The organism is Streptomyces sp. NPDC021225 (assembly GCF_044332865.1).
Classification (GTDB): Bacteria; Actinomycetota; Actinomycetes; order Streptomycetales; family Streptomycetaceae; genus Streptomyces.
This window is the reverse complement of record NZ_JBIRPV010000002.1, coordinates 85,145-110,676: the sequence shown is the minus strand read 5'-3', so window position 1 is coordinate 110,676 and position 25,532 is coordinate 85,145. Positions and strand designations below refer to the sequence as shown.

Below are 25,532 nucleotides of genomic sequence, written 5' to 3'. Positions count from 1 at the left end.
GGCGACCGGCCGGTATTCGCCGTGTTGTATTGGGCCTCCATGGACTGGTCCCTCCCGTGGGCCACCGGAGGGACCGGACGAAGCAGATCCCCGCGTGTGGCACACCGAAGACCCCTGTGACGCAGCCCCGGAGACCATCATCGAAGAAGAACCGCTGAGCCGCTTCCTCCTACAGTTCCCCCTCTGTGACAGCAGCGGCCCAGGGCAACTTGCGGAAGTCACTGATCATTCGGTCCGGAGCACGGTGGCGTGATAGCAGCCCAGCCCGACGTGCGAGGGGCTCCTAGGAGGCGGCCAACCGCGCCTTCAGCCTGGTCTACGACCCGATGAGATGACCAGTGCTTGTAGTCATCGGCGACTTTCGCCATCGTGCTCCGTCGCGGGTTGCGCTGACCACCGGTGGAAGCGGGCCGAGTGCTACCCCGCTGGAGCATGAGATGCCGGCGGCAAGGAGCTCACTCAGCAGAGCGCACGGTCAATGGGAAGCCCACTTGGACCGTTGAGCGCTGCGCTCCCCGATCCATGCTACGCATTCCTCCGGGCGGGCCGCTTTCCTCATTCCCCCAGGTGAGTCCCTACCTACGGGCACCGCAGCTGGCGACTGCACACCTCATGACCTCAGGTGCTTCAACCATGTTGGAGACAGGGCCAGTTGTTGTTGTCTATGCTGGCGCAGCGGATCATGAGGGCCGCGCCAGCCGGTATGCGACAGGGGGGAGACGCAGTGCACGACGTCAGCGCGTCCACCCGTAGCTTCCTGTCCGACCTGAGCAGCAGCACGGAAGAGCTGAAGCGCGAGATCGAAGCCGCTCGTCGTGACCGCGACGGGATTGTGGCGCGGATCTCGACGCTCGAGATGCGTCTGGCGGAGAACACCGCGACCCTGCGCGCCATGCAGGCTTACGCCGGTGAGGCCGACGGGACACGCAACGGCGAGGAGCAAGCCCGTACGGCTGCGTCCGCATCGGACCAGAGCAGCCTGACGATCGAGGAGTGCATCTTCCACGTCCTGCGCGGACGGGGAGGTCTGCTCCCGCTGGAGATCACGCGGAAGGCGGAGGCGATGGGCGTGACGAGTTCCGCGTCCAGCATCCGCGCCCGGCTGACCAAGCTGCGCAAGGAAGGCACCGTGGTTCGCGACAGTCAGTCCCGGTACTGGCTCGCTGCTGCGGGAACGGAGGCCACCAGGGACGGATAAGGGCTCACACAAGCAGATCGGCCGCCGCAAGTGTCGAGCCCACGGCGGCCGTTGGCGCATCCCTGCAGATAAGGGCTCACGCACCGGTGGCCAGCTTAGGCCATGCGGTCCGTTCAGCGTGAGCCCTTCCGGAAACCGCCGATCTCTTCGGCGACGAACGGACCAAGGACCCACGAAATGAAAGCCTCCTCGTCCGGCACGGCCGGACGCTCCCGTCACCGGGGCACCTCCCACTACGCCACAACCGACACGGCGTCCAGCACGGGTGGCAAGACGGCCTCCTACCGCATGCCGCCCGTCACCATCTCCGCCGACCGGCAGGTGGATCTCCTCGCCGCCGCCGTCACCACCTGCGCGACAGGGCGGTCCGCCGCCAAGATCCGCGACCTTGCCCGCGAGACTGGTCTCAACCGCGATGTCACTGCGTCCCTGCGTTTCCTGACCGACACCGGACTGCTGACCTCTGGCCCGGCCGGCTGGACTCCGACCGTTGCCGGTGCCCGCGTCGGCCGGGCATAGCCCACCGACCGGGAGGCGGCACGCACCCTATTCGGGGAGGTCTGGCGCGACTCCTGGGTGTATCAGTTGCTAGTCGCCTCCGTCCCAGCGGAGACCTCGCTCAGCACCGAGGATGTCGCGAAGGCGATGCGGCCCTACCCCACGTCCCGGCTGACCCCATGGGTCCACTTGGTGGACTGGCTGGAACTCGCCCGCTACATGGAGCGGGCCGACGACGGAACTCTGCGCCTGTCCAGCACAGTGGACAGGGGCACCCAGCACTCACGTCCAAGCGACCCTGAGCCGCCAGGGCCCAGCCCCGCCACCGAACCCGGCCCGCAGCTCGGCCTGGTGCTGCCGTTGAGCATGAACCAGTTGGAACAGCTGAACGCGGAGGACTACGGCGCGGTCATGCGATCGCTCGCCACGATCTACGACGTCCTGTCCCGCCAGCGGGCCTGACCACGGGGTTTCCGCGCCGGCGGCTGACCGCCGGCGTCACCTCTTTGCGCGCCAGCGCTTGCACAGGCGTCTCTACCTTTCCACAGTGGTGTGAACTTGCACCACCTCGGGAAGGTTCCCCATGCCAGTGCCGCGCGCGCCACTACCCGGAGCCCTGCCCGATGGCACCCTCACGCCCGCATGCCCCGCTGCGGACGCGACGCTGGAGTATGCCGTCACGCAGGCCGTCACCCATTGGAACGAGATGACTTTCCAGGGACAGATGTCCCCCCAGACCCATCGCGCCTTTCGGCAACTGCTGGAGCGATACGCGCGGTACAGCCAGAACCGCGGCGTCACCCTCCTCGCCGAGGCGACAGCCGACATCGCGGAGGACTTCGTCTATGCCCAGGGCCGCACCCGCCACGGTCGAATCGGCGATTCCGCCAACGCCACCCTCCACCAACGCCGCGCCGTCCTGCGCTCCTTCTACCGCACCCTGTACGACCTCGGCCTCAGCAACACGGACCCCACCCGCGGCATCCGCCTCCCCGAACGCACCCGCACCCGCGTCCGTCCCCTGGACGAGGACGAGGCCATCGCCCTGCGCCAGGCCGCGGAGTACGTCACCAGGCCCAGCCGGCACGCAGCCGCAGCCGCCCTGGCGCTGTCCGGCGGACACACAGGGGAGATCGGTCACATCCGCGTCCGCGACCTCGACAAACAGGCTGCCGCCGTCTGGATGCACGGCTCTACACGCACCGACCCCCGCTGGTGCCCTCTCGATCCCTGGGCTCTGCGTGTCCTGAAGGCCAGATCCGCCTTCGTCACCCAGCAGCAGTTGCGCGCCGAAGCAGCACCGGACGCCCGGCTCGCCGTCTCCTCGGCTCCGGCACCGGACGAACAGTTGCAGGCAAGGGCCTGTGTCGCCCTGGCCGACCTCATCCGCCGAATCGGTCTGAGTGCCGACCCACACGTCAAACCGGCCTCGCTGACCGCGTACGCGGCGGTGCGCCTCTACGACGAGACCCGGACCATCGAGGACGTTGCCCGTCGGCTCGGGCTCCGCTCCCTCGACCGCGCCGCCGACCTGATCGGCCTCGACTGGACCACCCCTGCGCCGGAAGCGGGAGCCGAGCATGCCTGACGACATTTTCCAGGACGCCCTCCCGCCGGCCCAGCGCACACCGCGCAAGCGCGCCTTCACCGAACGGGACCGCCGCACCCTCCACGAGCGCCTCACCGACTGCGCTCACAACCCCGACCTCCACCACCTTGCCGAAGCCCTCCCGCCGCCAGGCAGGGTCGGCCGGCGCCGCGGCTACCCCGATGTTGCGTTCTTGTTCTTCCTCTCCGCCCGCAGCGTCCTCGCCTCCGCGCGCCGCACCGCCGCACACCTCGAAGATCCCGAGATATGGAAGATCTTCCGGTCAGGAGTACGCAGCGAACTCGGTGCCGAAGCCGCCCTACTCCTCCCGGAGACCGGACCGACCCGCTCCCAGTGGCTCCACGCCCAGCGCCGCCTACGGGACCACGCGGACGACCTGTGGGACCTGTACCGCATGCTCGCCCTGGACCAGGCACTCGAGCAGGGAATCTTTCCAGAAGACGAAAGCCGCTCCTGGAGCAGCCCGGGGCGCCACCAGCTCATCGCCGCCGACGGAACGGTCCTCAAATCCCCGACCCTCGCCCGGGCCCACCGCAGCATCGACATGAAAACCGGAGAAATCCGCTACCACCGAATCGACCCCGCATCCGCCCCACAGCGAGAGGGAGGCGGAAACGAAGCATACGGCCCTAAATATGTCTTCTTCTCCGCACGGAAAGACGAAAACTATCTCTCCCGGGTCTTCCTTGACTCCCGCTACGTGCCCCACCAGCACCCGGGTGGGGAAGCCGCCATCGCTGTCGACGGCGTCCTCGCCATCATGAACGCAGCCCGCGGATGCATGGGCGTCCTCTACGACGGCGCCTTCCGCGGCACCCACCGTGACGCCATCGCCCGGCGCGGCGGCCTCGTCATCAACAAACAGCACAAAGGAAACGAACCACAATTCTACGAGATTCTCCGCCCAGGACGCTGCATCCATGAATTATGGGCCGCCAACGGACGCATCACGGAAAAAGTCGCCTTCGCCGACGGTACGACGGAACTGGTGCCGGTGCCGATCAGAAGACTGGAAAGACGAGGCACCCGCACCTACCGCTGGTACCACGTCCTGGAAATCCCCTGCCGCCACGGGGCCCATATCCACCGCGTCGCCGTCGCCACCACCAGCCGTGCCGGGGAACGCCCGGCCGGCGAAAGCGACGAGGAACGCGGATTCCACCGCGCCGAGCACCTCCAGCAGATCCCCGAGTACACCCGCACCCACCAGCTCGTCTACCCTTACCGCAGCGATGCTGAGTCGGGCCACTCCCAGCTCGACGCCTCACTGTGGAACGGGCGCCTGATCTCCTACGGTGTCGAGGCCCAGAAGCTCCTCACCCTCGGTTTCGTCCTCGCCCAGAACTCAACGAGCCGGGCCCTCCACGAAGAGGGGCCCCCCTTGCTGAGCCCCACCGCCTAGCACCCCACCGCCAACCCACCAACACCAGCGCCCGCCCGAGCCCCGATCCGGTACCCTGTGGATCGAGCGCCCCGGCGGGCGCTGCGGCATGTCACCAGGCCCAGCCTGTCCACGCCACAGCGGTCGCTTCCAGGACGCTCAGGGCCTGACAGAGAGACCTGGCCACGGGCACTTCACCGAGTTCCGTGCAAGGTTTTCTACAAGCCCCCGCCTCCGTAGCTCAGGGGATAGAGCACCGCTCTCCTAAAGCGGGTGTCGCAGGTTCGAATCCTGCCGGGGGCACAGAACAAAGGGCCAGCTCAGGAGGGGTTTCCTCCCAGGCTGGCCCTTCGCTTTGTCTGGCTCCGTGCTACTTGAGTCCGCCCAGAGTCCGGTGATTGACAGATGCATGCCATCGACTGGCGGCCTCGCGCTCCCGGCATGAGGCCAAGTGCGGAGGAGCCGCCCCTACTTGATGCGGGAACGGGCGACCGAGAAGGCACTGTAGGGTGATCGACCACTGCTTCGGCAAAGTAAAACCCAACAACAACCCAAGGGGGACCCATGAAACTGAGTCTGCATCGAGTATCACCTGCGCAGAGGTCGTCCGCGCGCAGGAAGGTCATGTCGGCTGCGCTGGTCGGCGCTACCGTCGTCGGTGCATCGATGCTGGCCGCCTCCCCGGCGTCCGCGCTGAGCTGGAAGTGCAAGAGCAGCTCCCGCACCATCGATGACGCGGGGTACTCCGGTCCGTGGGCCGATAACTGGGACTTCACCGTCAAGAACTGCGTGGCCCGGTCGGGCAGTTACGTCTATGCCAAGGCCAAGGTGACCTGGGACGCGCCCCCGTGGTACTCCGGATCCGACCTGAAGGAAACCTTCGACAGCGCCCACTTCCGGTTGTATCTCAAGCGCGCCGACGCCGGCCCGGACACCGTCCTGGCCAGGAAAGACTTCGACATCCGGGCCAAGCTGGCGGCCATGGACGGCAGCGGCAACGGTTCGTGGACCTCGTCCACGATCAAGAAGTACGTGGGTAGCAAGAGCGGGTACGCCGACGGTGCGCTGAGGCTCAACTGGGACGAGGACGGCAAGGACGTCCGCCACTACGGCTTCAAGGGCACCAGCTCGGCCTGACGCCGACACCGACGCATAGCCGTCTGCCAGCACCTTCAGCTCGCCGTTCTGGTCGCTGGCGCCCAAGCCGATCTGCCCTCTGCCCAGGAGAGCGGTGGGCAGATCGGCGCCGAGGCCGTTCCAGGCTACGAGGCCGGGTCGAGATGATCGTCACCCGGCCGCCTTGGCGACGATGCGCTCCACCTCCTCCCGGCCGAAGGCCCGCAGAGTCGTGGAACGGACATTGCCCACCCCACCCAGTTGCAGGAGTGCTGCCGTGGCGGTTTCGTCGTCAGGCGCCTCGACGACGGCCACAACGTCGTATGGACCGATGGTCCAGTAGATGCTCAGGAGCTTGGCCCCGAGCTTTTGTACCGCTGAGCCGAACGTCTCGGCACGCTTCGCGGTGTCCTTGTAGTTTTGGGCCCCTTGATCAGTCCAGCTCAGCAAGGCGATGTACGTCGGCATGTTCTTTCACCTTCACGAGGAGACACATCCCAAGGTCAAGCCTGGACACCCGGGCTGGGACCCGCACGAGGTACGCGCCCGAACGGGCAATGGTGGGCGGGAAGCGGTGGGCTGTCCGTTGTCAGCCCGGGCTCGTCCATGCGTCTGGGCGGGGCGACAGCACCGCGGAGACGACCGCGCCGGACGAGGCCGCGACATCAGCCACGAATCGCAGGCGTCCGATGTCGAGTCGTCGCAGCGCCGGACCGTGGTCGGCGGCGACGACGAGGGAGACCGCGAGCAGAAGAAGCTGCCATAGGGCCATCACCGGGCGGCGCATCGCGCGGGGCAGCTCCGCCAGGGAGATGTGCAGTCGCTCGCAGTGGAACGGGACGTGGCGCTGCTCGTCGGACAGGATCCGCCCCGCCACATCCGAAGTGAGCGCGTCGTCGGTGCCATCGCGCAGGGCCCGGTAGTAACGCAGTGCCACCACTTCAGCGATCATCAGCACCAGCAGTTCCAGGCGCAGGCCCATGAGACGCCGCAGCCGGACGAAGACCGTGTCGCTCCAGTGGCCGGTCAACGTCGGCGCACCACCCGCGGCCAACAGCCGAGCGAGGAGACGGGCGTGGTTCTGCTCCTCGGCGACAAAGAGCCGGACTGCCTGCGCGTAGTCGCCGTCGCCGGCCTCATCCGCTTTGCCGACGAGGTTGGCGCCGTCACCGGCCTCGCCGACCTGGAAGCGCTGGATGCCGGCCAACACCGCCGGATGCAGCGTCGCGCCTTGCTCCCAGTCCGGGTCACCCTGGGCGCGCCTGCGCTCGCGCGCGTCCTCGAACCGCCTTGTCCACTTGGCGAAGCCGCCCGTATGCACCCGGTCTCCCCTCTCCGGGGCACAGCCACCGTGCCCCGGAGAGGGACGACGCTGACGAACAGCAAACCGTTCCCCTGCGCTCGACCGCTGAGCATGGTGAACACAGGCAGACGCGCGGGGCCCGAGCCGTGACCCCTGGCCGGCAGCCAGGGGCCACGCGAGTGAGGCCGGCCGTGCGGGGCCCGTACCGTCACTCCGCCCGGCCGATCAGCGCAGGCTGAACCCGAACAGCGCCTTCGTGGCGGGCGCGGACAGGTCGCCGGGGCCGAAGGCGAGGGCGGACGTCGTGGTCAGACCGGTCGGCGTGCCGCGGAGTACCCAGACGGCGCCGTTGTCGCCGTTCTCGGCGGTGGAGGCGACGGCGATGTCGCGGTGGCCGTCGCCGTTGACGTCGAGGAGCGCGGTGGTGGCGCCGAACTCGTCGCCCGTCTCGGCGACTCCGGGCACGCCGGCGGTGTTCTGGTGGAAGACCTGGCTGCCGGTGCCGGTGAAGCCGGAGGCGCTGCCGGGCACCAGGGCGAAGGAACCGGCGTCGGTGAGGCCGCTGAAGTCCTCGCCGGGGATGCCGAGGGCGATGTCGGCGTAGCCGTCGCCGTTCACGTCGTCCACGGAGACCGCCGTGCCGAGGCCGTCGCCCTCCTCCTCCGCGCCGTAGAAGCCGGGCAGGTCCTGGTCGAAGGACTTCGTGTTCGCCTCGGACAGGCCGGAGGCCGAGCCGTAGGCGACGCGGACCTTGCTGCTCCAGCCGTCGACGCCGACCACCACGTCGTCGAAGCCGTCACCGTTCACGTCGCCCACGCCGGTGCCCGCGACGCCGCTGCCCGCGCCTTCGCCGGGCACCCAGGACTTGGTGAAGCCCGACGCGCCGCCGTTCAGCAGCCGGTTGCCCCAGGTTCCGTCACCGGTGTAGATCCACTGGACGATGTCGTCCTTGCCGTCGCCGTTGATGTCGCCGACGTGGCCGTTGACGATGGGCCCGCTGATCGAGTCGCCGTCCTCCTCGCAGCCGCCACCGGTGGCGCAGGAGGCGTCGTCCTCGTCGTAGCCCCACCACTCGGACTTGTCGAGGATGTTGAGCACGGCGGCGGGCGTGCCGGACCGTGAGATCGGGCCCTTCCACAGGGCGGCCTTGGCGCTCGGCGGGTCGTCGCCCGCGACGCTGCTGTGGGCGAACAGCGCGAGGTCGGTCTTGCCGTCCCCGTCGAAGTCACCGGCCTGCGGGGCCTGCCCGTACCCGGCGAGCTTCGTGCCGCCGGTGAGCCCGGAGGCGGAGCCCCACAGCACGACGGAGCCCCCGGGGCCGCCCGCGATCACGAGGTCGCCGTAGCCGTCGCCGTCCAGGTCGCCCTTGGTGAAGGTCAGCCCGAAGCGCTCGCCCGCGGTCGCGGAGCCGGGGATCCCGCTGGTCGACCGGCTCACGATCTTCTTGTTGGCGGTGGACAGTCCGTTCGCCGAGCCGTACGTGATGGCCACGTAGCCGGCCTTCGCCTTGCCGGACACCGTGGCGTTCGGCGCCCCGATGACGAGGTCGGCGTAGCCGTCGCCGTTGAAGTCGTCCTGGACGTCCACCGACGCGGGGGCGGCCTGGGCCGGGGCTCCGGTGAGGGCCCAGGCGCTGAGCCCTCCGGCGAGCAGCACCGCGGCGGCCAGGGGCGAGCCCAGCCGTGCGGTACGGATCCTGCGTCCTGCTCGGGACATACAACTGCCTTTCAGCGTGGTCGAGTTCGACACGGCACGCACCGCGCGCCGCACCCCCACACAGTCCGACGCGGAAAGCAGGTCTCCCGTTGTACGCCCCAATGTCATTGTTGTGTAACCAGCCGTACGCCCGGCTTACCTCAACGCATGGGACGCCGCGATATCTCGATTTCGCTGACGAGGCGCTGGACGCGGGCGTGGATCTCGTCGCGGATCGGCCGGACCGCCTCAACGCCCTGTCCGGCCGGATCGTCGAGCTTCCAGTCGAGGTAGGTCTTGCCGGGGAAGTACGGGCAGGCGTCACCGCAGCCCATGGTGATGACCACGTCCGACGCCTGGACGGCTTCGGCGGTCAGAACCTTCGGGATCTCGGCGGCGATGTCGATGCCGACTTCATTCATCGCCTCGACCACGGCGGGGTTGACGTGCTCGGCGGGTGCCGAACCGGCGGAGCGGACTTCGACGCGGTCGGCCGCGAGGTGGGTGAGGAAGGCTGCGGCCATCTGGGAACGGCCCGCGTTGTGGACGCAGACGAACAGCACCGACGGCTTGTGGGTGTCAGACACGGGTGGAACCTTCCCGGGCGGGCGTGTGCTCGGCGGCCATGGCGGGGGGTGGGGGGAAGTAGCGGCGGGCGGCCAGGGCCACGTAGACCAGGCCGATCAGGACCGGGACCTCGATGAGCGGGCCGACGACTCCGGCCAGGGCCTGCCCGGAGGAGGCGCCGAAGGTGGCGATGGCGACGGCGATGGCCAGCTCGAAGTTGTTGCCCGCGGCGGTGAAGGCCAGCGTTGTCGCACGCGGATGGTCCAGGCCCACGGCTTTGCCCAGGGCCATGGATCCGGCCCACATCACGGCGAAGTACACCAGCAGCGGCAAGGCGATCCGCGCCACGTCCACCGGCCGCGAGGTGATCGCATCGCCCTGGAGGGCGAAGAGCACGACGATGGTGAACAGCAGCCCGTAGAGGGCGAACGGGCCGATCCTCGGGATCAGTCTCGTCTCGTACCAGGCCCGGCCCTTGGCCTTCTCGCCGAGGCGCCGGGTGAGGAATCCGGCGGCCAGCGGGATGCCGAGGAAGATCAGCACGCTGCGCGCGATCTCCCACACGCTGACGTCGAGGGCGGTCTGTTCCAGGCCGAGCCAGCCGGGGAGCACAGTGAGGTAGAACCAGCCGAGCGCCGAGAAGGCGATCACCTGGAAGACGGAGTTGAGGGCGACGAGGACGGCGGCGGCTTCGCGGTCGCCGCAAGCGAGGTCGTTCCAGATGATGACCATGGCGATGCAGCGGGCCAGGCCGACGATGATCAGGCCCGTCCGGTACTCCGGCAGGTCCGGCAGGAAGAGCCAGGCGAGCGCGAACATGAGCGCTGGGCCGAGCACCCAGTTCAGCACGAGCGAGGGGATCAGCAAACGGCGATCGCGGGTGACCGTGTCCAGGCGGTCGTAGCGGACCTTGGCCAGCACCGGATACATCATCACCAGCAGACCGAGCGCGATCGGCAGGGAAACGCCGGTCACGGTCACCTTCGCCAGGGCATCACCGAGCCCGGGAACGAGCCGCCCCAGGCCCAGACCGCCGGCCATCGCGAGCAGGATCCACACGGCGAGGAACCGGTCCACGAACGACAGACGCGCGGCGACCGGCAGCGTGGTGGCCGCCGGCGGCGTGGTGTCGGCGGTCACGAGATGTCTCCCGCCGCCCCGGCAGGCTCGGGCAGGGGCTGCCCGGCCGGGCGGGTGAGGATTCCGGCGAGCTTGTCGGTCATCTCCGGCAACAGCCAGTAGTAGACCCAGGTGCCACGGCGTTCGCAGTCGATCAGCCCGGCCTGACGCAGCAGCTTCAGATGATGGGAGATCGTCGGCTGCGAGAGCTCGAAGGCGGGGGTGAGGTCACATACGCAGACCTCACCCCCGGCCCGCGAGGCGATCATGGACAGCAGCCGGAGCCGGATCGGATCGCCCAGTGCTTTGAACACTTTGGCCAGCTCGACGGCCTGGCTCTCGTCCAGCGGGGCGGTCAGCAGTCCGGGACAGCAGTCGTCGAGGCCGTCCTGACCAAGCACCGGAAGCTCTTGTTTCGACATACTTCTATGTTGACGTTTTTCGATCCAGCACGCAATCTTGCATCGAAGAACATCGATCCAGCCCGATGGGAGACCCCTCATGTCTCGCGTTCAGCTCGCGCTCAACGTGCCCGACCTTGACGCTTCGGTGGAGTTCTACTCCAAGCTCTTCGGGGTCCGGCCGGCCAAGCGCCGCCCCGGATACGCCAACTTCGCAATCACCGAGCCACCGCTGAAGCTCGTCCTGATCGAAGGCGAAGCGGGCCAGCAGACTCGCCTGGATCACCTCGGGGTCGAGGTCACCGACCCCAACCAGGTCACGGCCGCCACCGATCGGCTCAAGAACGCGGGGCTCGCCACGTTCGAGGAGAACGACACCTCATGCTGCTACGCCCTCCAGGACAAGGTCTGGGTCCACGGCCCCGGCAAGGAACCCTGGGAGGTCTACACCGTCAAGGGCGACACGGACCAGATGGGCAAGAGCGCGGCACTCGACGCCACCGACGCCTGTTGCACGAGTGAGCCCACAGCCACGGAGGCGCCCAAGGCCGCCGCAGACCGCGCCTGATACCGGAGCGGCGGCCCGGGCTGCTTCAACTCTGCGAGGCGCCCCAGCAGTCCGCGCCCCCTCCCCACCTCAAGGGGCTGCCGCCGACCGGCTGCGCGGCACCGACGTGTCCGCGGCGGCCCAACTCACCCTGGCCGTCCACCGGACGCACCCGAGCGGGGGGACCTACTCGCGTCTGGTCGCCTACGGGAACACCCCCCTGTCGACGCCCGTCACCGCTCACCGTGCCGGCGTCTGCGCCCTCGCGGTCAGCCCGGACGGACGTACCCTGGCCACCGGCGGCTTCGACCGCACGGTGCGGCTGTGGAACGTCTCGGACCCGGACCGCGCCAAGCCACTCGGCTCACCGCTGACCGGCTACGACAAGACCACGGGGTCGGTACGTGCTCTGGCGTTCAGCCCGGACGGCCGCGTATTGGCCACGGGGAGCTACCCCCGTAGCGGTGTGGCACCCATCACCGATCCGGGACTCCGGCTGTGGGACGTGTCCGCCCCCGCCAGGCCCAGGCCCCTGAGCCAAACCGTGCAGGGCGCCGAGTACATCGATCACCTGGCGTTCACCCCGGACGGGCGCACCTTGGTCACCAGTCCCGCGGGCATGGCCTTCCGGCTGTGGAACATCTCGGACCCGAAGCGCCCCAAGGCCCTGAGAAAACTGATCGGCCATCCCGGCGGCGTCTGCGCGCTGGACTTCAGCCCCGACGGACGCACCCTGGCTACCGGCAGCGAGGCTGAAACCGCCGGCACCGGCAACGGTTCCATGTTCCTGTGGGACGTCTCGGACCCGGCCCGCCCCCAACCCCTGAAGCGGCCTCGAATCGACATCATCGGCGGGATCAACGCGCTGGATTTCAGCCCGGACGGGCGCACGCTGGCCGCGGCCGCCGGCGATTCACGGGTGCGATTGTGGGACGTCTCGGAGCGGACCCGGGCTGTGCCCCTGGGAGAGCCGTTGAGTGGCGCCGGCGTCGCGACGCTGGATTTCAGCCCGGACGCGCAGACCCTGGTCGGCGGCGGCTCGGGCGCGGTGCGGCTGTGGGAGGTCTCAGACCCAAGGCGGCCCAGGGCTCTGAAAACGCTGACCGGCTTCGCAGGCCACATCTCCACCACGGTCTTCAGCCCGGACGGGCGGACACTGGCGACCAGCGAGGGCTCGACTGTCCGGCTGTGGGAGGTCTCCCATCCGCAGCAGGCGGCGCCCCTGGGCGAACCGATGGAGGGCCACACCGGCGTCATCCGCGCTCTCGCGTTCAGCCCGGACGGCCGGACCCTTGCCAGCGGCGGGGACGACCAGGAGATCAGGCTGTGGAACATGGACCTTGGCGTGGACATCAAGCGGATCTGTGCCGTCACCAGAAACACGCCGGCGGCCGATGTGTGGAGCCGCCACGTCGGCGGTGACATCAGCTTGCCTGCACCACCCTGCTGACGACCAGATCGATCAGGATTCGAGAAGCGCCGGTCACGGAGGCGCACCTAGCGTCATCGGCATGGACATCACCATCCACACCAGCGTTCTTCCGCATGTCGACCCGGACGCGTCCGTGGCCTTCTACCGCGACATCCTCGGCTTCGAGGTCCGCAATGACGTCGGACGGGGCCAGCTGCGCTGGATCACCGTCGGCCCCGCCGGCCAGCCCGGCACCTCCATCCTCCTGGCACCCCCGGCCACCGACCCCGGCATCACCGACGACGAGCGCCGCACCATCTCCGAGATGATGGCCAAGGGCACCTACGGCTGGATCCTCCTGGCCACCAACGACCTCGACGCAACCTTCGAGAACGTCCAGGCCGGCGACGCCGAGGTGGTCCAGGAGCCGACCGAGCAGCCGTACGGCATCCGCGACTGCGCCTTCCGCGACCCCGCGGGCAACATGGTCCGCATCCAGGAGCTGCGCTGAACCATCAGCCGCCCACCTCCGCAGGCACGTTGAAAGGAGTTCTCTCATGTGTCACCCCTCGTGGGGGCGTGCACGCGCCGCGGCGCAGCGTCTGGACGACCTCGCGCTGCTGCGCCGCGTCCGCGACCGGATCGACCGGGAGCACGCGCAGCCACTGGACGTCGAGGCGCTCGCCCGCGGCGTGAACATGTCGGCCAGACACCTCAGCCGCCAGTTCCGGCTCGCCTACGGCGAGTCGCCCTACTCGTACCTGATGAAACGGCGCATCGAGCGCGCGACGGCGCTGCTGCGCCGCGGGGATCTCAGCGTCACCGAGGTCTGCTTCGAGGTCGGCTGCGCGTCGCTGACCACCTTCAGCACCCGCTTCACCGAGCTGGTCGGCATGCCGCCCGGCGCCTACCGGCGCCAGATGGCGAGCGAGACGGCGGAGACGCCGGACTTCCGTGGGTTCACAGCGCCGGCGCTCATGCCCTGATGTGCCGCTGATGCCGGCGAGACGGCCCACCCGTCAAGCCGAGGCCCCGGTCAGCAGGCCGAACGGGGTGAGCACAAGAAAGACCGCGCTCCAGGCCATCCCGTGCCGTATGCAGCGGTATTTGAGCCATACCGTACGCGACAGCGTCAAGAACTGGCTCAGGTTTCGTTCCCTGGGGTCGGTCTGCCGCACGAGGTCCGCGAAGAGCTCAACGGAGGACATCCCAGCGGCATCTCCGAAGTAGTGCGCACGCGACCGCTGCGGCTTTCCCGCACGCGGTGCCACCGCCAGACCGAACATGACGAGTGCCGGCACCCACGCCGCGCATCCCGCCCAGAAGAGGATCTGCGGCACCGGGGCGTACCTCTGTGGTGCGATGCCGCCGGCGCTGATCGTGCCGAGCAGAGCGGTCAGCGCCGCCCCCAGGGCGGTGAGCATCAGTCCCGCCTTGCTGTCCGCCTTCAGCAGCTCCTCCCGGGTCTCCGTGATCAGAATGCGTACGAGTTCTCCGCCCTGGCCGGACCTCGCGTCTGACCCACGTGTGGACATGCCCTCTCCCTCCGTGAACGTCCGGGTGGCCGCCCCGGGGCTGAGGCCGGGGCGGCTTGCTGCTACGCGGACGGCGATCAGACTGACGAGGTGCGCCGCAGTTCTTCCTCCAGCGAGTTCACCGCCTGACGGACCCGGATATGCATCGCCGCCGTGTGCTCGCGGTGGGCGGCTTCGGACTCGGCCCGGCTCCGCCTGACTTCCTGCTCAATCGCGTCCTGGGCGATCTCGGTATCCGCCATTGCCCGGCGCTCGGCCAGCCGCAACCTCTCGCTGTGGATCTTGACTGCACTGTTGCTCTCGCTGGTGAGCATCCGGTCGTAGGCGCTCTCGCCCCCGAGGAACTTCACCAGCACGGGCAGCGCGTCGAGGAGTACGAAGAGCACCCTCACCAGCCATATGCCGACGAAGAGCACCGGATTCCCGCCGGCCAGCTCGTCCAGCGCGCGCATCCGCTCCAGGACGCCGATCTCCTTTTGTTTCGCCCGCTCCTTCGCGAGACGCTGCTCAACTCCTTTGGCCCGCTCCTGGAGGAAGCTGCCACGCGAGGTCGTCAGCTGACCCCCTATCTCGGATATGCGGTCGTTCATGGCCTCCAGGCGCCGCTCGTTCTCCTCGGTGTGATGCGTGGCCCGGTAGTCCTTCGCCGTCTCCCGCAGCCGCAGACACTCGGACGTCCGCTGGAAGAGCCCGGTGGAGGCGACACGGATCAGCCGCCGGCACTCGTCCCGGACCTCCTCGTCGATGTCGTCCAACTTGTCGTTGTCCTGGTCGACCCGCTTCTGGAGCGCGGCGGCGTCCGAACGTATCGATGCGAGTTCGTCGGACTGCCCGCCGGGCGTCGAGCCGAAGGTGAGGACGTACCGGCCGCAGCCCGCGACCGGCTTGACCTCGGTCCCATCCGGCACGGGATTGCAGCGCACCAGATTGCCCCGCAACTGGTCCAGGGCGTTGTTCCGGTGGTCCGCGATGCGTTCCTCCACGGCGGTCGCGAAGATGCGCAGCACCAGTGGCTCGGCGATCACGGCGCCGAGCACCAGGGCGATCATCAGCCGTAGCAGGAGCGGACCGACCCGGCGTCGCGCGTTCGGTTGCGGGGTGACCAGCCAGCGGTCGAGGTTGAGGATGAACAGCATCCAGATCACGGTCGGAATCAGGGCCAGAAACGATGCCCGGCCCAGCGCCTCCGTCGCGAAATTCCACATGGAGAAGGCGGCGATGACAGCGGTGCCAAGCACCACTCCGCCGAGCGCCGTGTACTTGTTCCGCTCGTACCGGACTCTGGCGAGCAGGTCCTCGTCGACGCCGGTCAGGGTGCGCAACCGGCGCGCCAGATCGAAACGCCCGGGTGAGGGCTCTGCTGAGGCCGCCGAGTCAGTCAAGGAGATCGTCCTCATCCTTGATGAAGCCGTCTTGCGGGTGCCCTGGCCCTCCCGTGCGCCTGGACGCGTTCGGTCCGGAACGCCCCCGCCCGGACTCAACGGCGCGAACGGCCGGGTCGGCGCGGCCGGGGCCGGGGTCGAGCTGTCCGCCCATGTCCCGCAGCACCTGATCGAGCACTTGGTGGTAGTCGATGAAGTCGTCAGTGGAACCCATCTGCCGCAGCAGGGTGAGTACGACCTCACGCCGCATCTGTGCCTGCGCCGTCTCCAGGGCGTGAGCGTGTGCCCGGTCCCCGTCAGCGGCCCGCTCGCTCCGGGCGGACTCCTCGTGGGCGGTCTGGTGGATCCGTGCCGCCGCCTGGGCCACGTCGATCCGGTCCCTGACGATGCCGAAGGCGTCCGCGTAGTCGGATCCCTGGGAGAGGAGCTCGGCTATTCGCTGGGCGTCCTGCGTCTCGAAGTCACGCTGGCCACGGATGAGCTCCTGGGAGCGGCGCTCGTCGCGCAGTGTCTGCTCCCAGGTCCGCAGATCCTCCGAGACCTGTACCTCGGCGCCGACGAACTCCACGCTCATCCCGGCGACACGGGGCGTCACGATGGCGCTGTACGCGGTCAGGCGGCGCGTCACCTCGCGACGCACCACATTCACCTCCTCCACGCGATATCCGGCGCTCGACCTGGGCAGCTCGCTGTCGCCCGCGAGATAGGCGCGCAGCGGGACGGTCACATCGACGATCCCCTGCCGGGCGATGACCGTGGGGTCGGTCACCTGGCAGGTGAAGGAGGCCCGGATCGTGAAGTTGTCGGCTTCGCTCACCGACGGAACGGTTCGTTCGACTTCCACCAGCCGCGCCCTGACGTCCACCAGGCTGACCGATGACGCGTCGAGCACGTCGGCGTGAGACGGGTCGAACACCATGCCTTCGGGGAACTGTCGGTAGTTCCCGCCGACCCTGAAGACGTAGACCGCGCCGGGCGGCAGCTCCGGCACGTCGTCGCGACGGCGTCGTCGCGACCACCAATTTCCCTGGACTGCGCCGAGCACATGCTCCGCGACTACCGGGTAGTTCACTTGCTTCGTCCTCCTTGAGGCGATGGGACAGTGTTGAGGAAAGGGGACATGGGGGTGGTTGCCCACCAGCGGCTAGTTGCTCAGCGATCCGAGCAGCACATGGGCCAGCTCGCGGGCGCCGGGAATCGCGTACTCGGGGTGGTTCAAAGCGGTGGGCAGGTCCTTGCGCAGCGCATCCCACTGCCGAGGACTCATCTCCGCGTGCATCGCCTCGCCGAGATGACATACGACGTCGGCGCCCTGAGGTTCGTCACGCAGTGCCACCAGCGTGCGGCACAGGGCGCCGACGGCCCTGCGACGGCAGACGCTGAGCAGCACACTGGTCCACAGCGAGCCGAGGTGACGCGCGCCATCCGGAATGCCGCTCAGCAGCGCGGCCGGGAGCGGGCCGGTCCCCTCCAGCTGGTGGGCCTCCAGCAGTTGCACAGTTGCCCGCAGCGCATGGGAACGGGCTGTGGACCGACGGGGCGTTCCGGCTATCCGAGTGCGTACGTAGCGGAGCATGAACACCGCGCGGTCGGGCTCCCGCTCGGCGGTCTGGAGGAGGAGGACCAGCGAACGGCGCGCGGCGAAGGCCATGCGCTCGCCCCGATGCGTCAGAAACCACAGCCAGTTAAGCGCTTCGAGGCGGTAGAGCGAACCGAGCCGTCCAGTGAGTGCCATGGCCGATGTGATGGCCCGCTCGGGCCCCTTTCGATCGGCCCAGCCCAGCGCCACGTTGAGCGCCTGAGGCGCCAGATGCGGGTCGTCGCACATGAACTGAAGCGTGAGCGCGGTCGTCACGCGCTGGCTGGTGATGCCGCCGGCCCAGGTCCGAAGGAGGTTCTCGTCCACCTCGACGAGCGCGTGGCGGGCGAGCAGCGCGACGCCACGGGCCACTTCGGCACGGACGTCCAGGTCGTCAACCAGCGAGAGCCCGCTGAGCCACTGCCGCAGTGGGTACCAGAGTTCGTACCCGTACAGGTCGTGCAGCTCGGCGATGGCCAGTTCGCGAATCCGAGGTGAGTGGAAGACGATCCGCCGCTCGCTGCGGCTGGGATCCTGTCCCGGACCGGCTCGGCGCTCAGTCCGCACAAGTCCGACCGCTTGTTCCTTCCACCGGGCGCGGGTCTGCCTGAAGACCACGCCGCGCCGTGCGGTCGTGGCCGCGCCGTCCGCCTCGGCGGCGGGGAGCTCACCTGTCTGCTCCCAGTCGCGGACATGGGCGCTGAGCTGGACGGAATGCTGCTCGAAGGTGCGTTCCGGGACTCCCTCCAGAAACGCGAGGGCCGCCAGTGGCAGCAGATCACCGGCAGGCGGCTCCTTGTGAAACCAGTTTCGGACGAGTTCCCTGTCGCTGTCCGTCAGCGCCTTCAGCGCGACGTCCGGTCCGTCGGCGAGTCCAGTGGCCGCGGCGACGACGTCCGCCGGGCGGCGCAGCTCCTTGACGCGCTCCAGCAGCTCCGCCGGGAGGTCCGACGGGACATCCGGTGCCGAGGGCAGCTGGGTGCAGTGGTGGAAAAGCTCCAGTGGATCCGGTGTGTGCCATGGGACGCAGTAGTCCCGAAGCGCCAGCCGCCGCCGGGTGTCCTCGGCAGCCGTGATCACCAGGTAGGAGCCCTTGCCCTGTAGCTCCTCGCTCAGCCGCTTTATCCCGAACGCCTGCACCGCGTCGACATGCGTCTCCCCGACGTAGTCGAGGATCACGTAAGCCTGGCCGGCCTTGATGTCACGCGACGCGGCCAGGTCGGCCAGCGAGTTGGCGGGCGACAGACTCCGCAGTCCGGCCCCGCCGCCCGTGATCTTTCTGAGCAGTGCGAAGGAGCCTGCCGCGCGCCCGCTGTTGTCCTGGCCGGTCAGGACAACGATGTGCTCCGATTCAAGCTTGCCGAACGCCTCGTCGAAGCACGGCTGCGGGCCCAGGTAGAACCGCAGCGCCTTGTCGATCTCCGATGGCGCCACCGAGCCGGGAGCGAGCCCGGGGGTGGCGGCCGTACCGAAGCCGAACGCCGCGCCGGACGCGTCCACGGAAGCGTAGAAGTTGTTGTGAACTGTCTGCTGTCCCAGGACGCGGCGGAGGTCGTCGTAGCCTTTGCCGTCCTTCTCCTTTTCGTCCGGCTCGGGCTGCTCCACGTTCTCGGCGCGGGGGTGGGAGCCGGAGTCGTCGCCCGGCCGCTCCGTCGGCCCGGGGCTCTCCTGCTGTTCCTGAAGAGGCCCCTCAAGACCGGGGACGGGTGGTTCGCCGAGCCCGTCCGACAGGTCCCAGCCCTCGGCGTCGTCAGCCACCGGTACTCCCGCCGAAGCCGATGACACCGCCGCGCAGGTCCACGGGGGCGGTGAAGTTGGTGACGCTGATCTGCTCGCCCCGGTAGTCGTTACGGACCATCGAGTCGCTGTCGCGGTTGTCGTCGACGGGCGGCCGCGGCCTCGGCGTCGCGGGCCCGCCGGTTCGGGGGCCGGATCCGGGCCCGTGCGCATCGTGTCCCGGGACGCGGAGCCAGGCGACGGCCTCGCACTCCTTCTCGTTCACGACGACACGGCGGAAGTCGGCGCCGGAGAGGGTGGTGTGCCCGCCGGCCACCGTGGACCGGTAGACGTCGTCGGACAGCAGCAGCGCAAGGTGGGCGCCGTGGTGTGCTTTCAAGGCGTCGTAGAGGTGACGGGAGCTGAGCAGCCGTGCGGTGGTGACCACGGTCGAGCCGGCGAACCCGTTGTCCGCCAGTTCCACCGGACCGTGGTGGACGGCGGCCCGCAGCCTCATCCGGGCGGAGGGGACACGCACTTCGTTGTACGCGCGCAGCTCGGACACCAGGTGCCGGACGAAGTCGTCGACCAGGCGCGGCTCCGTGCCGTCCATGGGATGGACGGCCAGTTCCTCGTCCCCCTTGCGCTGGATCTGCCAATGGGAACGGTCCAGTCCGGTGCTCCTCGCGGCTCGGGAAAGGAGCCGCGGCAAGTCGTGCTGGATCTCGGACTGTCTACGGTCGTTGTTGCCTCCGTATACCTGCGCGTCAACGGCTACGCATGTGCAGGGGTAGAACCCGGACCACTCGGCCACCCGGCCATTCCTCTCTCTGACGGCACTTCCTGCGAAGTGCTGCCGGAGACGCTAGGAGGATGATCGGTCCTTGATTCCATCTCAATATGGGTTCTCATCAAATACTTTGGCGAACACGAGGAGCTTCGGCACATCACAGACCGTAATCTGCCGGAAGCCGCGCTCCACCAGCCCCCGTCGGGAGAGAGACGCGAGCGCCCTCTCGGCCGTCGGCGTGGCCAACCCGGCGAGCGAGGCCAGTTCGGACTGGCTGAGCGTCACACGCGAACCGTATGTCCGGCTGAGTTCCGCGATCACCCGCGCCAGTCGGGTGGTCGCGTCATAGGCGCGGAAGTCGACGCGACGCCGGTTGGCCCAGCGCAGTCGCCCGCTCAGCATGCCCAGCATGGCCTTCATCGCGTCCGGGTGGCGGGTGAGGAAGGTCTCCAGCGCGGGCATCTGGATGACGCGAACCCTCACGTCACTACAGGCGATGACGGTGCCGGATCGGGGGCGGTCCTCGAACGCGGCCATCTCACCCACGAAGTCACCGGCCACCCGGACGGCGAGCAGCATCTCGTAACCGCTCTCCGAACTGGCGACGACCTTGACCACGCCGCGGGTGAGCAGCAAGACGTGCCGACCTTGATCACCCTGCTGCAAGAGGTGACGATGAGTCGGGTACTCCATGGGGGTCCCCTGACTCAGCAGATCTTCCAAGGCGCCGCTCCCCAGCCGCCCGAGGAAGGTGGCATCCGGCCACGCGTATTTCATCCGTCTCCCGACCGTCCCAGGTTGCGGTGCGATGCGCTTTTCGCGCAGCCAGACCATGGTGTCGCCGGGGCAGGAGAAGGCAAGTGGACAGGAAGTACATGGCTTGATTATTCGCCTTACCGCCCACTATTGATCGAACAGGCGTGCCTGCTTTCGCGCCGATGCCCGAAACGATCTTTGACGGCTGAGAGGGCCGCGGAAGCCTCTCGTGATCCATATCCATTTTCATGTTTCAAGATCAGGCCGTTGCGATACGCCCAATCCCTTTGCCCCATCGGCCGGGAGATTCCGCTGAGCGCCGTCAGGCGTTCAGCCCGTCGATGAGGGCCTTGGTGACGTCGTCGGTGGTGGCCGTGCCGCCGAGGTCGCGGGTGAGGATGCCGGCGGCGGTCGTGGCCTCGATCGCCCGGTGCAGGCGGGCGGCCTGGGCGGGGAGGCCGAGGTGGTCGAGCATCAGGGCGGCGCTGCCAACCGCGCCGATCGGGTTGGCCAGGCCCTGGCCCGCGATGTCGGGGGCGGAGCCGTGGACGGGCTCGAACATGCTGGGGAAGCGGCGCTCCGGGTTGAGGTTGGCGCTGGCGGCGAGGCCGAGGCTGCCGGCGAGGGCGCTACCGAGGTCGGAGAGGATGTCGGCGTTGAGGTTGGAGGCGACGACGACGGAGAGGTCCTCGGGGCGGAGGACGAACTTCGCGGACATCGCGTCGACGAGGACGCTCTCGGTCTCCACGTCCGGGTAGTCGGCGGAGACGCGCTTGAAGACGTCGTCCCACAGCACCATGCCGTACTGCTGGGCGTTGCTCTTGGTGACGGAGGAGACCTTGCGCCGGGTGCGCGTGCGGGCGAGGTCGAAGGCGAAGCGCGTGATGCGTTCGCAGCCGACCTCGGTGAACAGGGCGGTCTGGACGGCCACTTCGCCGCCCTGGCCGCGCCCGGAGAGGTTACGGCCGCCGAGGCCGGCGTACTCGCCCTCGCTGTTCTCGCGGACGACGACCCAGTCGAGCTCGGTGTCGTCGGCCTTGCGCAGCGGGCTGGTGACGCCGGGGAGGAAGTGGACGGGGCGGATGTTGGCCCACTGGTCGAAGCTCTGGCAGATCTTCAGGCGCAGGCCCCAGAGGCTGATGTGGTCGGGGACGGTGGGCCAGCCGACGGCGCCGAAGTAGATGGCGTCGAAGTCCTTCAGCTGGTCGAGACCGTCCTCGTCCATCATCTTGCCGGTGCGCTCGTAGTACTCGCAGCCCCAGGGGAACTCCTCCCACTCGAACGCGAAGGCCCCGGCGGAGTCCTCGGCCAGGGCGTCCAGGACGGCACGTCCGGCGGCGGCGACCTCCTTGCCCACACCGTCGGCGGGGATGGCGGCGATACGGAACGTACGAGGTGCGGTCATGGCGGCGGCCCTCCGGCTCGCTGGGGTGCGGTCGGTTCGAGTCAACACAGGGCGGTCGCGGCGCGTCCAAGATGTGCTTCCGATGCGACCCATAGGTGCGGCCGATGGGTTCCGCGCAAGCGTTACGCGTAGGCGTTGCGCGTCAGCCTTCGGGTCCGTCGCTCCGCGCCCGCCGCTGGGCGAATGACCTGGTCAGGGCGAGAAAGGCGTGGGCCGCGGGGGTGAGGTGGGCGGGCAGGCCGACCATCGCCACATGCAGCTGGGCGGTCGGTTCGATGGGCGCGACCACGGCGCCGCAGCGGCGCGCCAGCCGGGTCCAGGAGGATGGCAGCACGGCGGCGCCGACCCCGGTGAGGACCAGCGGCAGGATGGACGTCCGGTGGTCGACGACCGCCACGATCTCCGTCCCCGTGCCGCCCGCGGTGATGTCGTCGACGATGCTTCGCATCAGGCTGCCCGGACGGGACGCGATCAGCTTCTGCCCCGCGAGGTCCTCGGGCCGGATCGTGACCCCGTCCTCGATCGCCCCGCCGGGCGCCGCGACGACCACGAACGGCTGGTCCTCGACGTGCAGGACATCCAGCCCGGACGGGTGCGCGGGCGCGGCGCTGCCCAACAGGCCCAGTTCGCAGGCGCCGCTGCGGACCAGCGAGACGACCTCGTCCGGGGTGAAGGCGGCCCGCGTGCTCACCGTGACGGACGGATGCAGCTCGGCGAAGCGCTGGATGAGCGTGGTCAGCGGCTCGATGCCGGGCGAGGGCATGGTGGCGACCTCGACGGTGCCGCCGTGCAGCCCGGTGAGCGCGGCGGCGGTGTCCCGTACGGCGGCCAGGTCCCGCAGGACGCGCCGGCTGGGCTCCAGGAGCTCCGCGCCCGCCTCACTGAGCACCACTCCCCTGCCGACCCGGTGAAAGAGGGCCACCCCGAGGTCGGCCTCCAGGTTGGCCATGGCCTGGGAGAGCGAGGGCTGTGCCACGTGCAGCGCGGCGGCGGCCTTGCTGAAGCCGCCGTGGTCGACGATGGCCAGGAAGTACTCGAGCTGCCGGGCGTCCATGGTGCCTCCCCGGTCGTTTTCGGCTGCGGAGGGCCAACCTATCCGCCGGGCAGCCGCCGCCCGGTCCACCGCTACCTGCTGGTTTCCGTACCTCCGTAGCCGTGGCCGTAGCCGTGCCCGGATCCGTGGCCGGCTTGGACGGGCACGGGGGTCATGGTTTGTCGGTCCGCCGCGCGGCCGGAGAGGACCGCTCTCGCCCTCGCCAGGTCCACGCCGTTCTCCCACCTGGCGACCACGAGGGTGGCGACGGCGTTGCCGAAGAAGTTCACCAGCGCCCGGCACTCCGACATGAACTTGTCGATGCCGAAGATGAGCATGATGCCCGCCGCCGGAACGTGCCCGACCGTCGACAGCGTCGCGGTGAGGGCGATGAAACCGCCGCCGGCCACCCCGGCCGCGCCCTTGGACGTCAGCAGCATGACCGCGAGCAGGCCGAGTTGCTGGGTGATGGACAGGGGCGTGTCGGTGGCCTGGGCGATGTAGAGCGTGGCGAGCGAGAGGTAGATCGCCGCACCGTCGAGGTTGAAGCTGTAGCCGGTCGGCACGACCAGCCCGACCGTGGAGCGTTCGACCCCCATGTGCTGGAGCTTGCGCATGAGCCCCGGCAGCGCGGGCTCGGCGGTCGAGGTGCCGAGGATCAGGAAGAACTCCTCCTTGAAGTAGCGGAAGAGCTGGAAGATGTTGAGCTTCACATACGCGGCGAGCACACCGCCGAGCACGACCACGACGAACAGGACGGACGTGGCGTAGAAGAGCAGGATCAGCGATCCGAGGCTGGTCAGCGTGGACAGACCGTACTTCCCGATGGCGTACGACATCGCGCCGAAGGCCCCGAGCGGGGCGGCCTTCATGACGAACGACAGCACCTTGAAGACGACCTCGGTCAGCCGGCCGGCGCCCGCGATGAACGGCTCGCCCGCCTTCCCCACGGCCTTGAGCGCGATGCCGAAGATCACCGCCAGGAAGATCACCTGAAGGATGTCGCCCTCGACGAACGGGCCGAAGACGTTGCTCGGCACGATATTGGTGAGGAATTCCCACCAGTGCTGGTGCTCGCCCTTCGCGATGTACTGACCGGCGTCGCCCGAGGTGTCCAGGGTCGACGGGTCGGCGTGTACGCCGTCGCCGAGGCGGAAGACGTTGATCGCCACCAGCCCGGTCAGCAGGGCGACGATCGTGCCGGCCTGGAAGTACGTCAGCGCCTTGAGGCCGGTGAGCCCGACCTTCTTCAGGTCCGCGACCCCGGCGATCCCACCGATGATGGTCAGGAAGACGATCGGGCCGATCAGCATCTTCATCGCGGTGATGAACGTCGTGCCGATCGGCTCCATGGAAGTGGCCAGATCCGGCCACCTCCAGCCCAGCACGATGCCGACCACAATGGCCACCAGCACCTGGACGTACAACTGCCGGTACCACGGTTTCGCCGCGACTCGCTCGGTGTCCGGGGTATGCGTCATTGCAGCCTCCCTGATCGCGCGAGGCCGAGCCCGATCGGTCCGCGCTGATGTGAGCCACAGTGAACCGGGCTGTCCGCGGGAGGGTCCACGACCAAAAATCGATGCCCCGTATAGGCAGCGCCTATCTGATGGTGAAACGGAAAGTCCGCTGCCCTGGTGTGGCGCACCGGGGCAGCGGACCTTGATGGCTTCCGTGGGCGACTGTGGGTTGGTCAGCCGATGGGGTTGACGAAGGTGGCGGGGCGGGTGGCGCCGCGCTGGTCGACGAGGGAGTCGTTCTCCCAGGGCCACTCGATCTTGAGGGACTTGGTCTCGTTGGGCGGGGTGATCTCGACCCAGGCCGGCTGGTAGAAGCCCTCTTCCTCCTTGGTGAAGGCAAGGTTGAGGGTGAACGAGGTGCTCTGGCCACCCTCCAGCTCAAAGGAGCTCCACTTCTGCGAGGACCGGGCCAGCGACCAGCGCTCGCCACCGTTGATCGAGGTCAGGTCCACACCGGGGAAACCGCCGATCCGGCAGGAGCTGGTGCTCTTGTTGATCAGCACGATCGAGGCGGTCGTCGAGCCCCCGTCCTCATCCGGCACCGGAAGCGCGTCCTCACCCGTGGCGAACGCGGCCTCCAGGTTCTCGGTCCGGCACCGCTCGACACCCGCGTGCGCCCTGCCGCCACCCTCGGCGGCGGCCTGCTCGCCGCCCGCCTCCGAGCCACCCTTGCCCTTCGCGTCGGAACCCTGCGCACCACCGGAAGAACCCGAGGAACCCGAGGAACCCGAGGAACCCGAGGAACTGCTTGACCCGGCCGGGGCCCCATCGGCCGGACCCGCGGACTTCGCGTCACCGTTGCAGGCCGTCAGGGTCAGCGCGGCCGCCGCGGTCAGGACCGCGGCGGCAACGCGGAAGGAGCGGCGGCGGGCGATACGGGCAGTGGTGTTGGAGCGCATTTCGGGTCCCCCAAGGGCAGTTGGTGTCGTCGTCTGCTCGGTACGACAACAACTCTGGCCGGGGCCACTACC

At 68.8% G+C, this 25,532-nt stretch carries 26 protein-coding genes and 1 tRNA gene; 11 read left to right on the top strand and 16 right to left on the bottom strand.

Going from position 1 to position 25,532, the window contains the following annotated elements; genetic code table 11:
* Positions 1 to 724: 724 nt before the first annotated feature.
* The 7 genes from ACH4S9_RS08565 (at position 725) to ACH4S9_RS08535 (ending at position 5,823) form a co-directional block, all read left to right on the top strand.
* Complete coding sequence (locus tag ACH4S9_RS08565) at positions 725 to 1,198, top strand: hypothetical protein (RefSeq protein ID WP_398370708.1); 474 nt, start codon at positions 725 to 727, stop codon at positions 1,196 to 1,198.
* A 177-nt stretch (positions 1,199 to 1,375) separates the two neighbouring features.
* Positions 1,376 to 1,717, top strand: coding sequence for a hypothetical protein (locus ACH4S9_RS08560; RefSeq protein WP_398370706.1), 342 nt, complete (start codon positions 1,376 to 1,378; stop codon positions 1,715 to 1,717).
* Between the two features lie 66 nt (positions 1,718 to 1,783).
* Entirely contained in the window at positions 1,784 to 2,158 is a 375-nt protein-coding gene (locus ACH4S9_RS08555; RefSeq protein WP_398370704.1) for a hypothetical protein, read from the top strand.
* 121 nt (positions 2,159 to 2,279) lie between these two features.
* Positions 2,280 to 3,284, top strand: coding sequence for a tyrosine-type recombinase/integrase (locus ACH4S9_RS08550; protein ID WP_398370702.1), 1,005 nt, complete (start codon positions 2,280 to 2,282; stop codon positions 3,282 to 3,284).
* Positions 3,277 to 4,707, top strand: a complete 1,431-nt coding sequence (locus ACH4S9_RS08545) for a hypothetical protein (RefSeq protein ID WP_398370700.1) — start codon at positions 3,277 to 3,279, stop codon at positions 4,705 to 4,707. The genes ACH4S9_RS08550 and ACH4S9_RS08545 overlap by 8 nt, the downstream gene beginning before the upstream one ends.
* A 209-nt stretch (positions 4,708 to 4,916) precedes the next feature.
* A tRNA-Arg gene (locus tag ACH4S9_RS08540) sits at positions 4,917 to 4,989 on the top strand.
* Positions 4,990 to 5,310: 321 nt separating this feature from the next.
* Positions 5,311 to 5,823 carry a hypothetical protein gene (locus ACH4S9_RS08535; RefSeq protein ID WP_311726471.1) on the top strand — a complete coding sequence of 171 codons (513 nt, stop codon included), beginning with the start codon at positions 5,311 to 5,313 and terminating at the stop codon, positions 5,821 to 5,823.
* A 150-nt stretch (positions 5,824 to 5,973) separates the two neighbouring features.
* Here the strand turns inward: ACH4S9_RS08535 and ACH4S9_RS08530 are convergent, their stop codons facing one another.
* The 6 genes from ACH4S9_RS08530 to ACH4S9_RS08505 all read right to left on the bottom strand — a co-directional run bounded on the left by ACH4S9_RS08530 (position 5,974) and on the right by ACH4S9_RS08505 (position 10,908).
* Entirely contained in the window at positions 5,974 to 6,270 is a 297-nt protein-coding gene (locus ACH4S9_RS08530) for a GYD domain-containing protein (protein WP_311726472.1), read from the bottom strand.
* A gap of 121 nt (positions 6,271 to 6,391) precedes the next feature.
* Positions 6,392 to 7,123 (bottom strand): ferritin-like domain-containing protein, encoded by a 732-nt coding sequence (locus tag ACH4S9_RS08525; protein ID WP_311726473.1) that lies wholly within the window; start codon positions 7,121 to 7,123, stop codon positions 6,392 to 6,394.
* Between the two features lie 207 nt (positions 7,124 to 7,330).
* The gene (locus ACH4S9_RS08520; RefSeq protein WP_311726474.1) at positions 7,331 to 8,821 is read right to left on the bottom strand and encodes an FG-GAP-like repeat-containing protein; all 1,491 of its coding nucleotides are present in this window, start codon (positions 8,819 to 8,821) and stop codon (positions 7,331 to 7,333) included.
* Positions 8,822 to 8,961: 140 nt separating this feature from the next.
* Positions 8,962 to 9,387 carry an arsenate reductase ArsC gene (locus tag ACH4S9_RS08515; RefSeq protein WP_398370697.1) on the bottom strand — a complete coding sequence of 142 codons (426 nt, stop codon included), beginning with the start codon at positions 9,385 to 9,387 and terminating at the stop codon, positions 8,962 to 8,964.
* Positions 9,380 to 10,507, bottom strand: a complete 1,128-nt coding sequence (gene arsB, locus ACH4S9_RS08510; RefSeq protein WP_398370695.1) for an ACR3 family arsenite efflux transporter — start codon at positions 10,505 to 10,507, stop codon at positions 9,380 to 9,382. The genes ACH4S9_RS08515 and arsB overlap by 8 nt, the downstream gene beginning before the upstream one ends.
* Positions 10,504 to 10,908 (bottom strand): ArsR/SmtB family transcription factor, encoded by a 405-nt coding sequence (locus ACH4S9_RS08505; protein ID WP_398370693.1) that lies wholly within the window; start codon positions 10,906 to 10,908, stop codon positions 10,504 to 10,506. Before ACH4S9_RS08505 ends, arsB begins: the two co-directional genes overlap by 4 nt.
* 79 nt (positions 10,909 to 10,987) lie before the next feature.
* Here ACH4S9_RS08505 and ACH4S9_RS08500 point away from each other — a divergent pair, with 79 nt between their 5' ends.
* From ACH4S9_RS08500 to ACH4S9_RS08485, 4 genes are all read left to right on the top strand, one after another.
* Positions 10,988 to 11,455 carry an ArsI/CadI family heavy metal resistance metalloenzyme gene (locus ACH4S9_RS08500; protein WP_385342525.1) on the top strand — a complete coding sequence of 156 codons (468 nt, stop codon included), beginning with the start codon at positions 10,988 to 10,990 and terminating at the stop codon, positions 11,453 to 11,455.
* Positions 11,406 to 12,884: a WD40 repeat domain-containing protein gene (locus ACH4S9_RS08495; RefSeq protein ID WP_398370690.1), complete on the top strand. Its 1,479-nt coding sequence runs from the start codon at positions 11,406 to 11,408 to the stop codon at positions 12,882 to 12,884. Before ACH4S9_RS08500 ends, ACH4S9_RS08495 begins: the two co-directional genes overlap by 50 nt.
* Positions 12,885 to 12,945: 61 nt before the next feature.
* Positions 12,946 to 13,356, top strand: a complete 411-nt coding sequence (locus ACH4S9_RS08490; RefSeq protein ID WP_398370688.1) for a VOC family protein — start codon at positions 12,946 to 12,948, stop codon at positions 13,354 to 13,356.
* A 46-nt stretch (positions 13,357 to 13,402) separates the two neighbouring features.
* A complete protein-coding gene (locus tag ACH4S9_RS08485) occupies positions 13,403 to 13,831 on the top strand; it encodes a helix-turn-helix transcriptional regulator (protein WP_398370686.1) in 429 nt (142 codons plus the stop codon).
* A 33-nt stretch (positions 13,832 to 13,864) separates the two neighbouring features.
* Here ACH4S9_RS08485 and ACH4S9_RS08480 read toward each other — a convergent pair whose 3' ends face one another.
* From ACH4S9_RS08480 to ACH4S9_RS08435, 10 genes are all read right to left on the bottom strand, one after another.
* On the bottom strand, positions 13,865 to 14,380 hold the full coding sequence (locus tag ACH4S9_RS08480; protein WP_398370684.1) for a Pycsar system effector family protein: 516 nt from the start codon (positions 14,378 to 14,380) through the stop codon (positions 13,865 to 13,867).
* Positions 14,381 to 14,457: 77 nt separating this feature from the next.
* Entirely contained in the window at positions 14,458 to 15,762 is a 1,305-nt protein-coding gene (locus ACH4S9_RS08475; protein ID WP_311726485.1) for a DUF4407 domain-containing protein, read from the bottom strand.
* Positions 15,755 to 16,834, bottom strand: a complete 1,080-nt coding sequence (locus tag ACH4S9_RS08470) for a hypothetical protein (protein ID WP_311726486.1) — start codon at positions 16,832 to 16,834, stop codon at positions 15,755 to 15,757. The genes ACH4S9_RS08475 and ACH4S9_RS08470 overlap by 8 nt, the downstream gene beginning before the upstream one ends.
* 72 nt (positions 16,835 to 16,906) lie before the next feature.
* Entirely contained in the window at positions 16,907 to 19,099 is a 2,193-nt protein-coding gene (locus ACH4S9_RS08465) for a hypothetical protein (protein ID WP_311730294.1), read from the bottom strand.
* Positions 19,092 to 19,769, bottom strand: coding sequence for a hypothetical protein (locus ACH4S9_RS08460; RefSeq protein ID WP_398370681.1), 678 nt, complete (start codon positions 19,767 to 19,769; stop codon positions 19,092 to 19,094). Before ACH4S9_RS08460 ends, ACH4S9_RS08465 begins: the two co-directional genes overlap by 8 nt.
* Positions 19,770 to 19,952: 183 nt before the next feature.
* Positions 19,953 to 20,681: a Crp/Fnr family transcriptional regulator gene (locus ACH4S9_RS08455; RefSeq protein ID WP_311730292.1), complete on the bottom strand. Its 729-nt coding sequence runs from the start codon at positions 20,679 to 20,681 to the stop codon at positions 19,953 to 19,955.
* Between the two features lie 244 nt (positions 20,682 to 20,925).
* On the bottom strand, positions 20,926 to 22,008 hold the full coding sequence (locus tag ACH4S9_RS08450; RefSeq protein ID WP_398370679.1) for a tartrate dehydrogenase: 1,083 nt from the start codon (positions 22,006 to 22,008) through the stop codon (positions 20,926 to 20,928).
* 142 nt (positions 22,009 to 22,150) lie between these two features.
* Positions 22,151 to 23,062 carry a LysR family transcriptional regulator gene (locus ACH4S9_RS08445; RefSeq protein WP_311730290.1) on the bottom strand — a complete coding sequence of 304 codons (912 nt, stop codon included), beginning with the start codon at positions 23,060 to 23,062 and terminating at the stop codon, positions 22,151 to 22,153.
* 71 nt (positions 23,063 to 23,133) lie between these two features.
* Positions 23,134 to 24,522, bottom strand: coding sequence for a C4-dicarboxylate transporter DctA (gene dctA / locus ACH4S9_RS08440; protein ID WP_311730289.1), 1,389 nt, complete (start codon positions 24,520 to 24,522; stop codon positions 23,134 to 23,136).
* Positions 24,523 to 24,734: 212 nt separating this feature from the next.
* Positions 24,735 to 25,460: a DUF4232 domain-containing protein gene (locus tag ACH4S9_RS08435; protein ID WP_398370676.1), complete on the bottom strand. Its 726-nt coding sequence runs from the start codon at positions 25,458 to 25,460 to the stop codon at positions 24,735 to 24,737.
* Positions 25,461 to 25,532 lie beyond the last annotated feature (72 nt).

Excerpts from the sequence above, each read along its gene's own strand:
- ACH4S9_RS08560 (WP_398370706.1), top strand. The coding sequence starts at position 1,376 with ATGAAAGCCTCCTCGTCCGGCACGGCCGGACGCTCCCGTCACCGGGGC.
- ACH4S9_RS08550 (WP_398370702.1), top strand. The coding sequence starts at position 2,280 with ATGCCAGTGCCGCGCGCGCCACTACCCGGAGCCCTGCCCGATGGCACC.
- ACH4S9_RS08545 (WP_398370700.1), top strand. The coding sequence starts at position 3,277 with ATGCCTGACGACATTTTCCAGGACGCCCTCCCGCCGGCCCAGCGCACA.
- ACH4S9_RS08535 (WP_311726471.1), top strand. The coding sequence starts at position 5,311 with ATGTCGGCTGCGCTGGTCGGCGCTACCGTCGTCGGTGCATCGATGCTG.
- ACH4S9_RS08530 (WP_311726472.1), bottom strand. The coding sequence starts at position 6,270 with ATGCCGACGTACATCGCCTTGCTGAGCTGGACTGATCAAGGGGCCCAA.
- ACH4S9_RS08520 (WP_311726474.1), bottom strand. The coding sequence starts at position 8,821 with ATGTCCCGAGCAGGACGCAGGATCCGTACCGCACGGCTGGGCTCGCCC.
- ACH4S9_RS08505 (WP_398370693.1), bottom strand. The coding sequence starts at position 10,908 with ATGTCGAAACAAGAGCTTCCGGTGCTTGGTCAGGACGGCCTCGACGAC.
- ACH4S9_RS08500 (WP_385342525.1), top strand. The coding sequence starts at position 10,988 with ATGTCTCGCGTTCAGCTCGCGCTCAACGTGCCCGACCTTGACGCTTCG.
- ACH4S9_RS08490 (WP_398370688.1), top strand. The coding sequence starts at position 12,946 with ATGGACATCACCATCCACACCAGCGTTCTTCCGCATGTCGACCCGGAC.
- ACH4S9_RS08485 (WP_398370686.1), top strand. The coding sequence starts at position 13,403 with ATGTGTCACCCCTCGTGGGGGCGTGCACGCGCCGCGGCGCAGCGTCTG.
- ACH4S9_RS08480 (WP_398370684.1), bottom strand. The coding sequence starts at position 14,380 with ATGTCCACACGTGGGTCAGACGCGAGGTCCGGCCAGGGCGGAGAACTC.
- ACH4S9_RS08455 (WP_311730292.1), bottom strand. The coding sequence starts at position 20,681 with ATGGTCTGGCTGCGCGAAAAGCGCATCGCACCGCAACCTGGGACGGTC.
- ACH4S9_RS08450 (WP_398370679.1), bottom strand. The coding sequence starts at position 22,008 with ATGACCGCACCTCGTACGTTCCGTATCGCCGCCATCCCCGCCGACGGT.
- ACH4S9_RS08445 (WP_311730290.1), bottom strand. The coding sequence starts at position 23,062 with ATGGACGCCCGGCAGCTCGAGTACTTCCTGGCCATCGTCGACCACGGC.
- dctA (WP_311730289.1), bottom strand. The coding sequence starts at position 24,522 with ATGACGCATACCCCGGACACCGAGCGAGTCGCGGCGAAACCGTGGTAC.
- ACH4S9_RS08435 (WP_398370676.1), bottom strand. The coding sequence starts at position 25,460 with ATGCGCTCCAACACCACTGCCCGTATCGCCCGCCGCCGCTCCTTCCGC.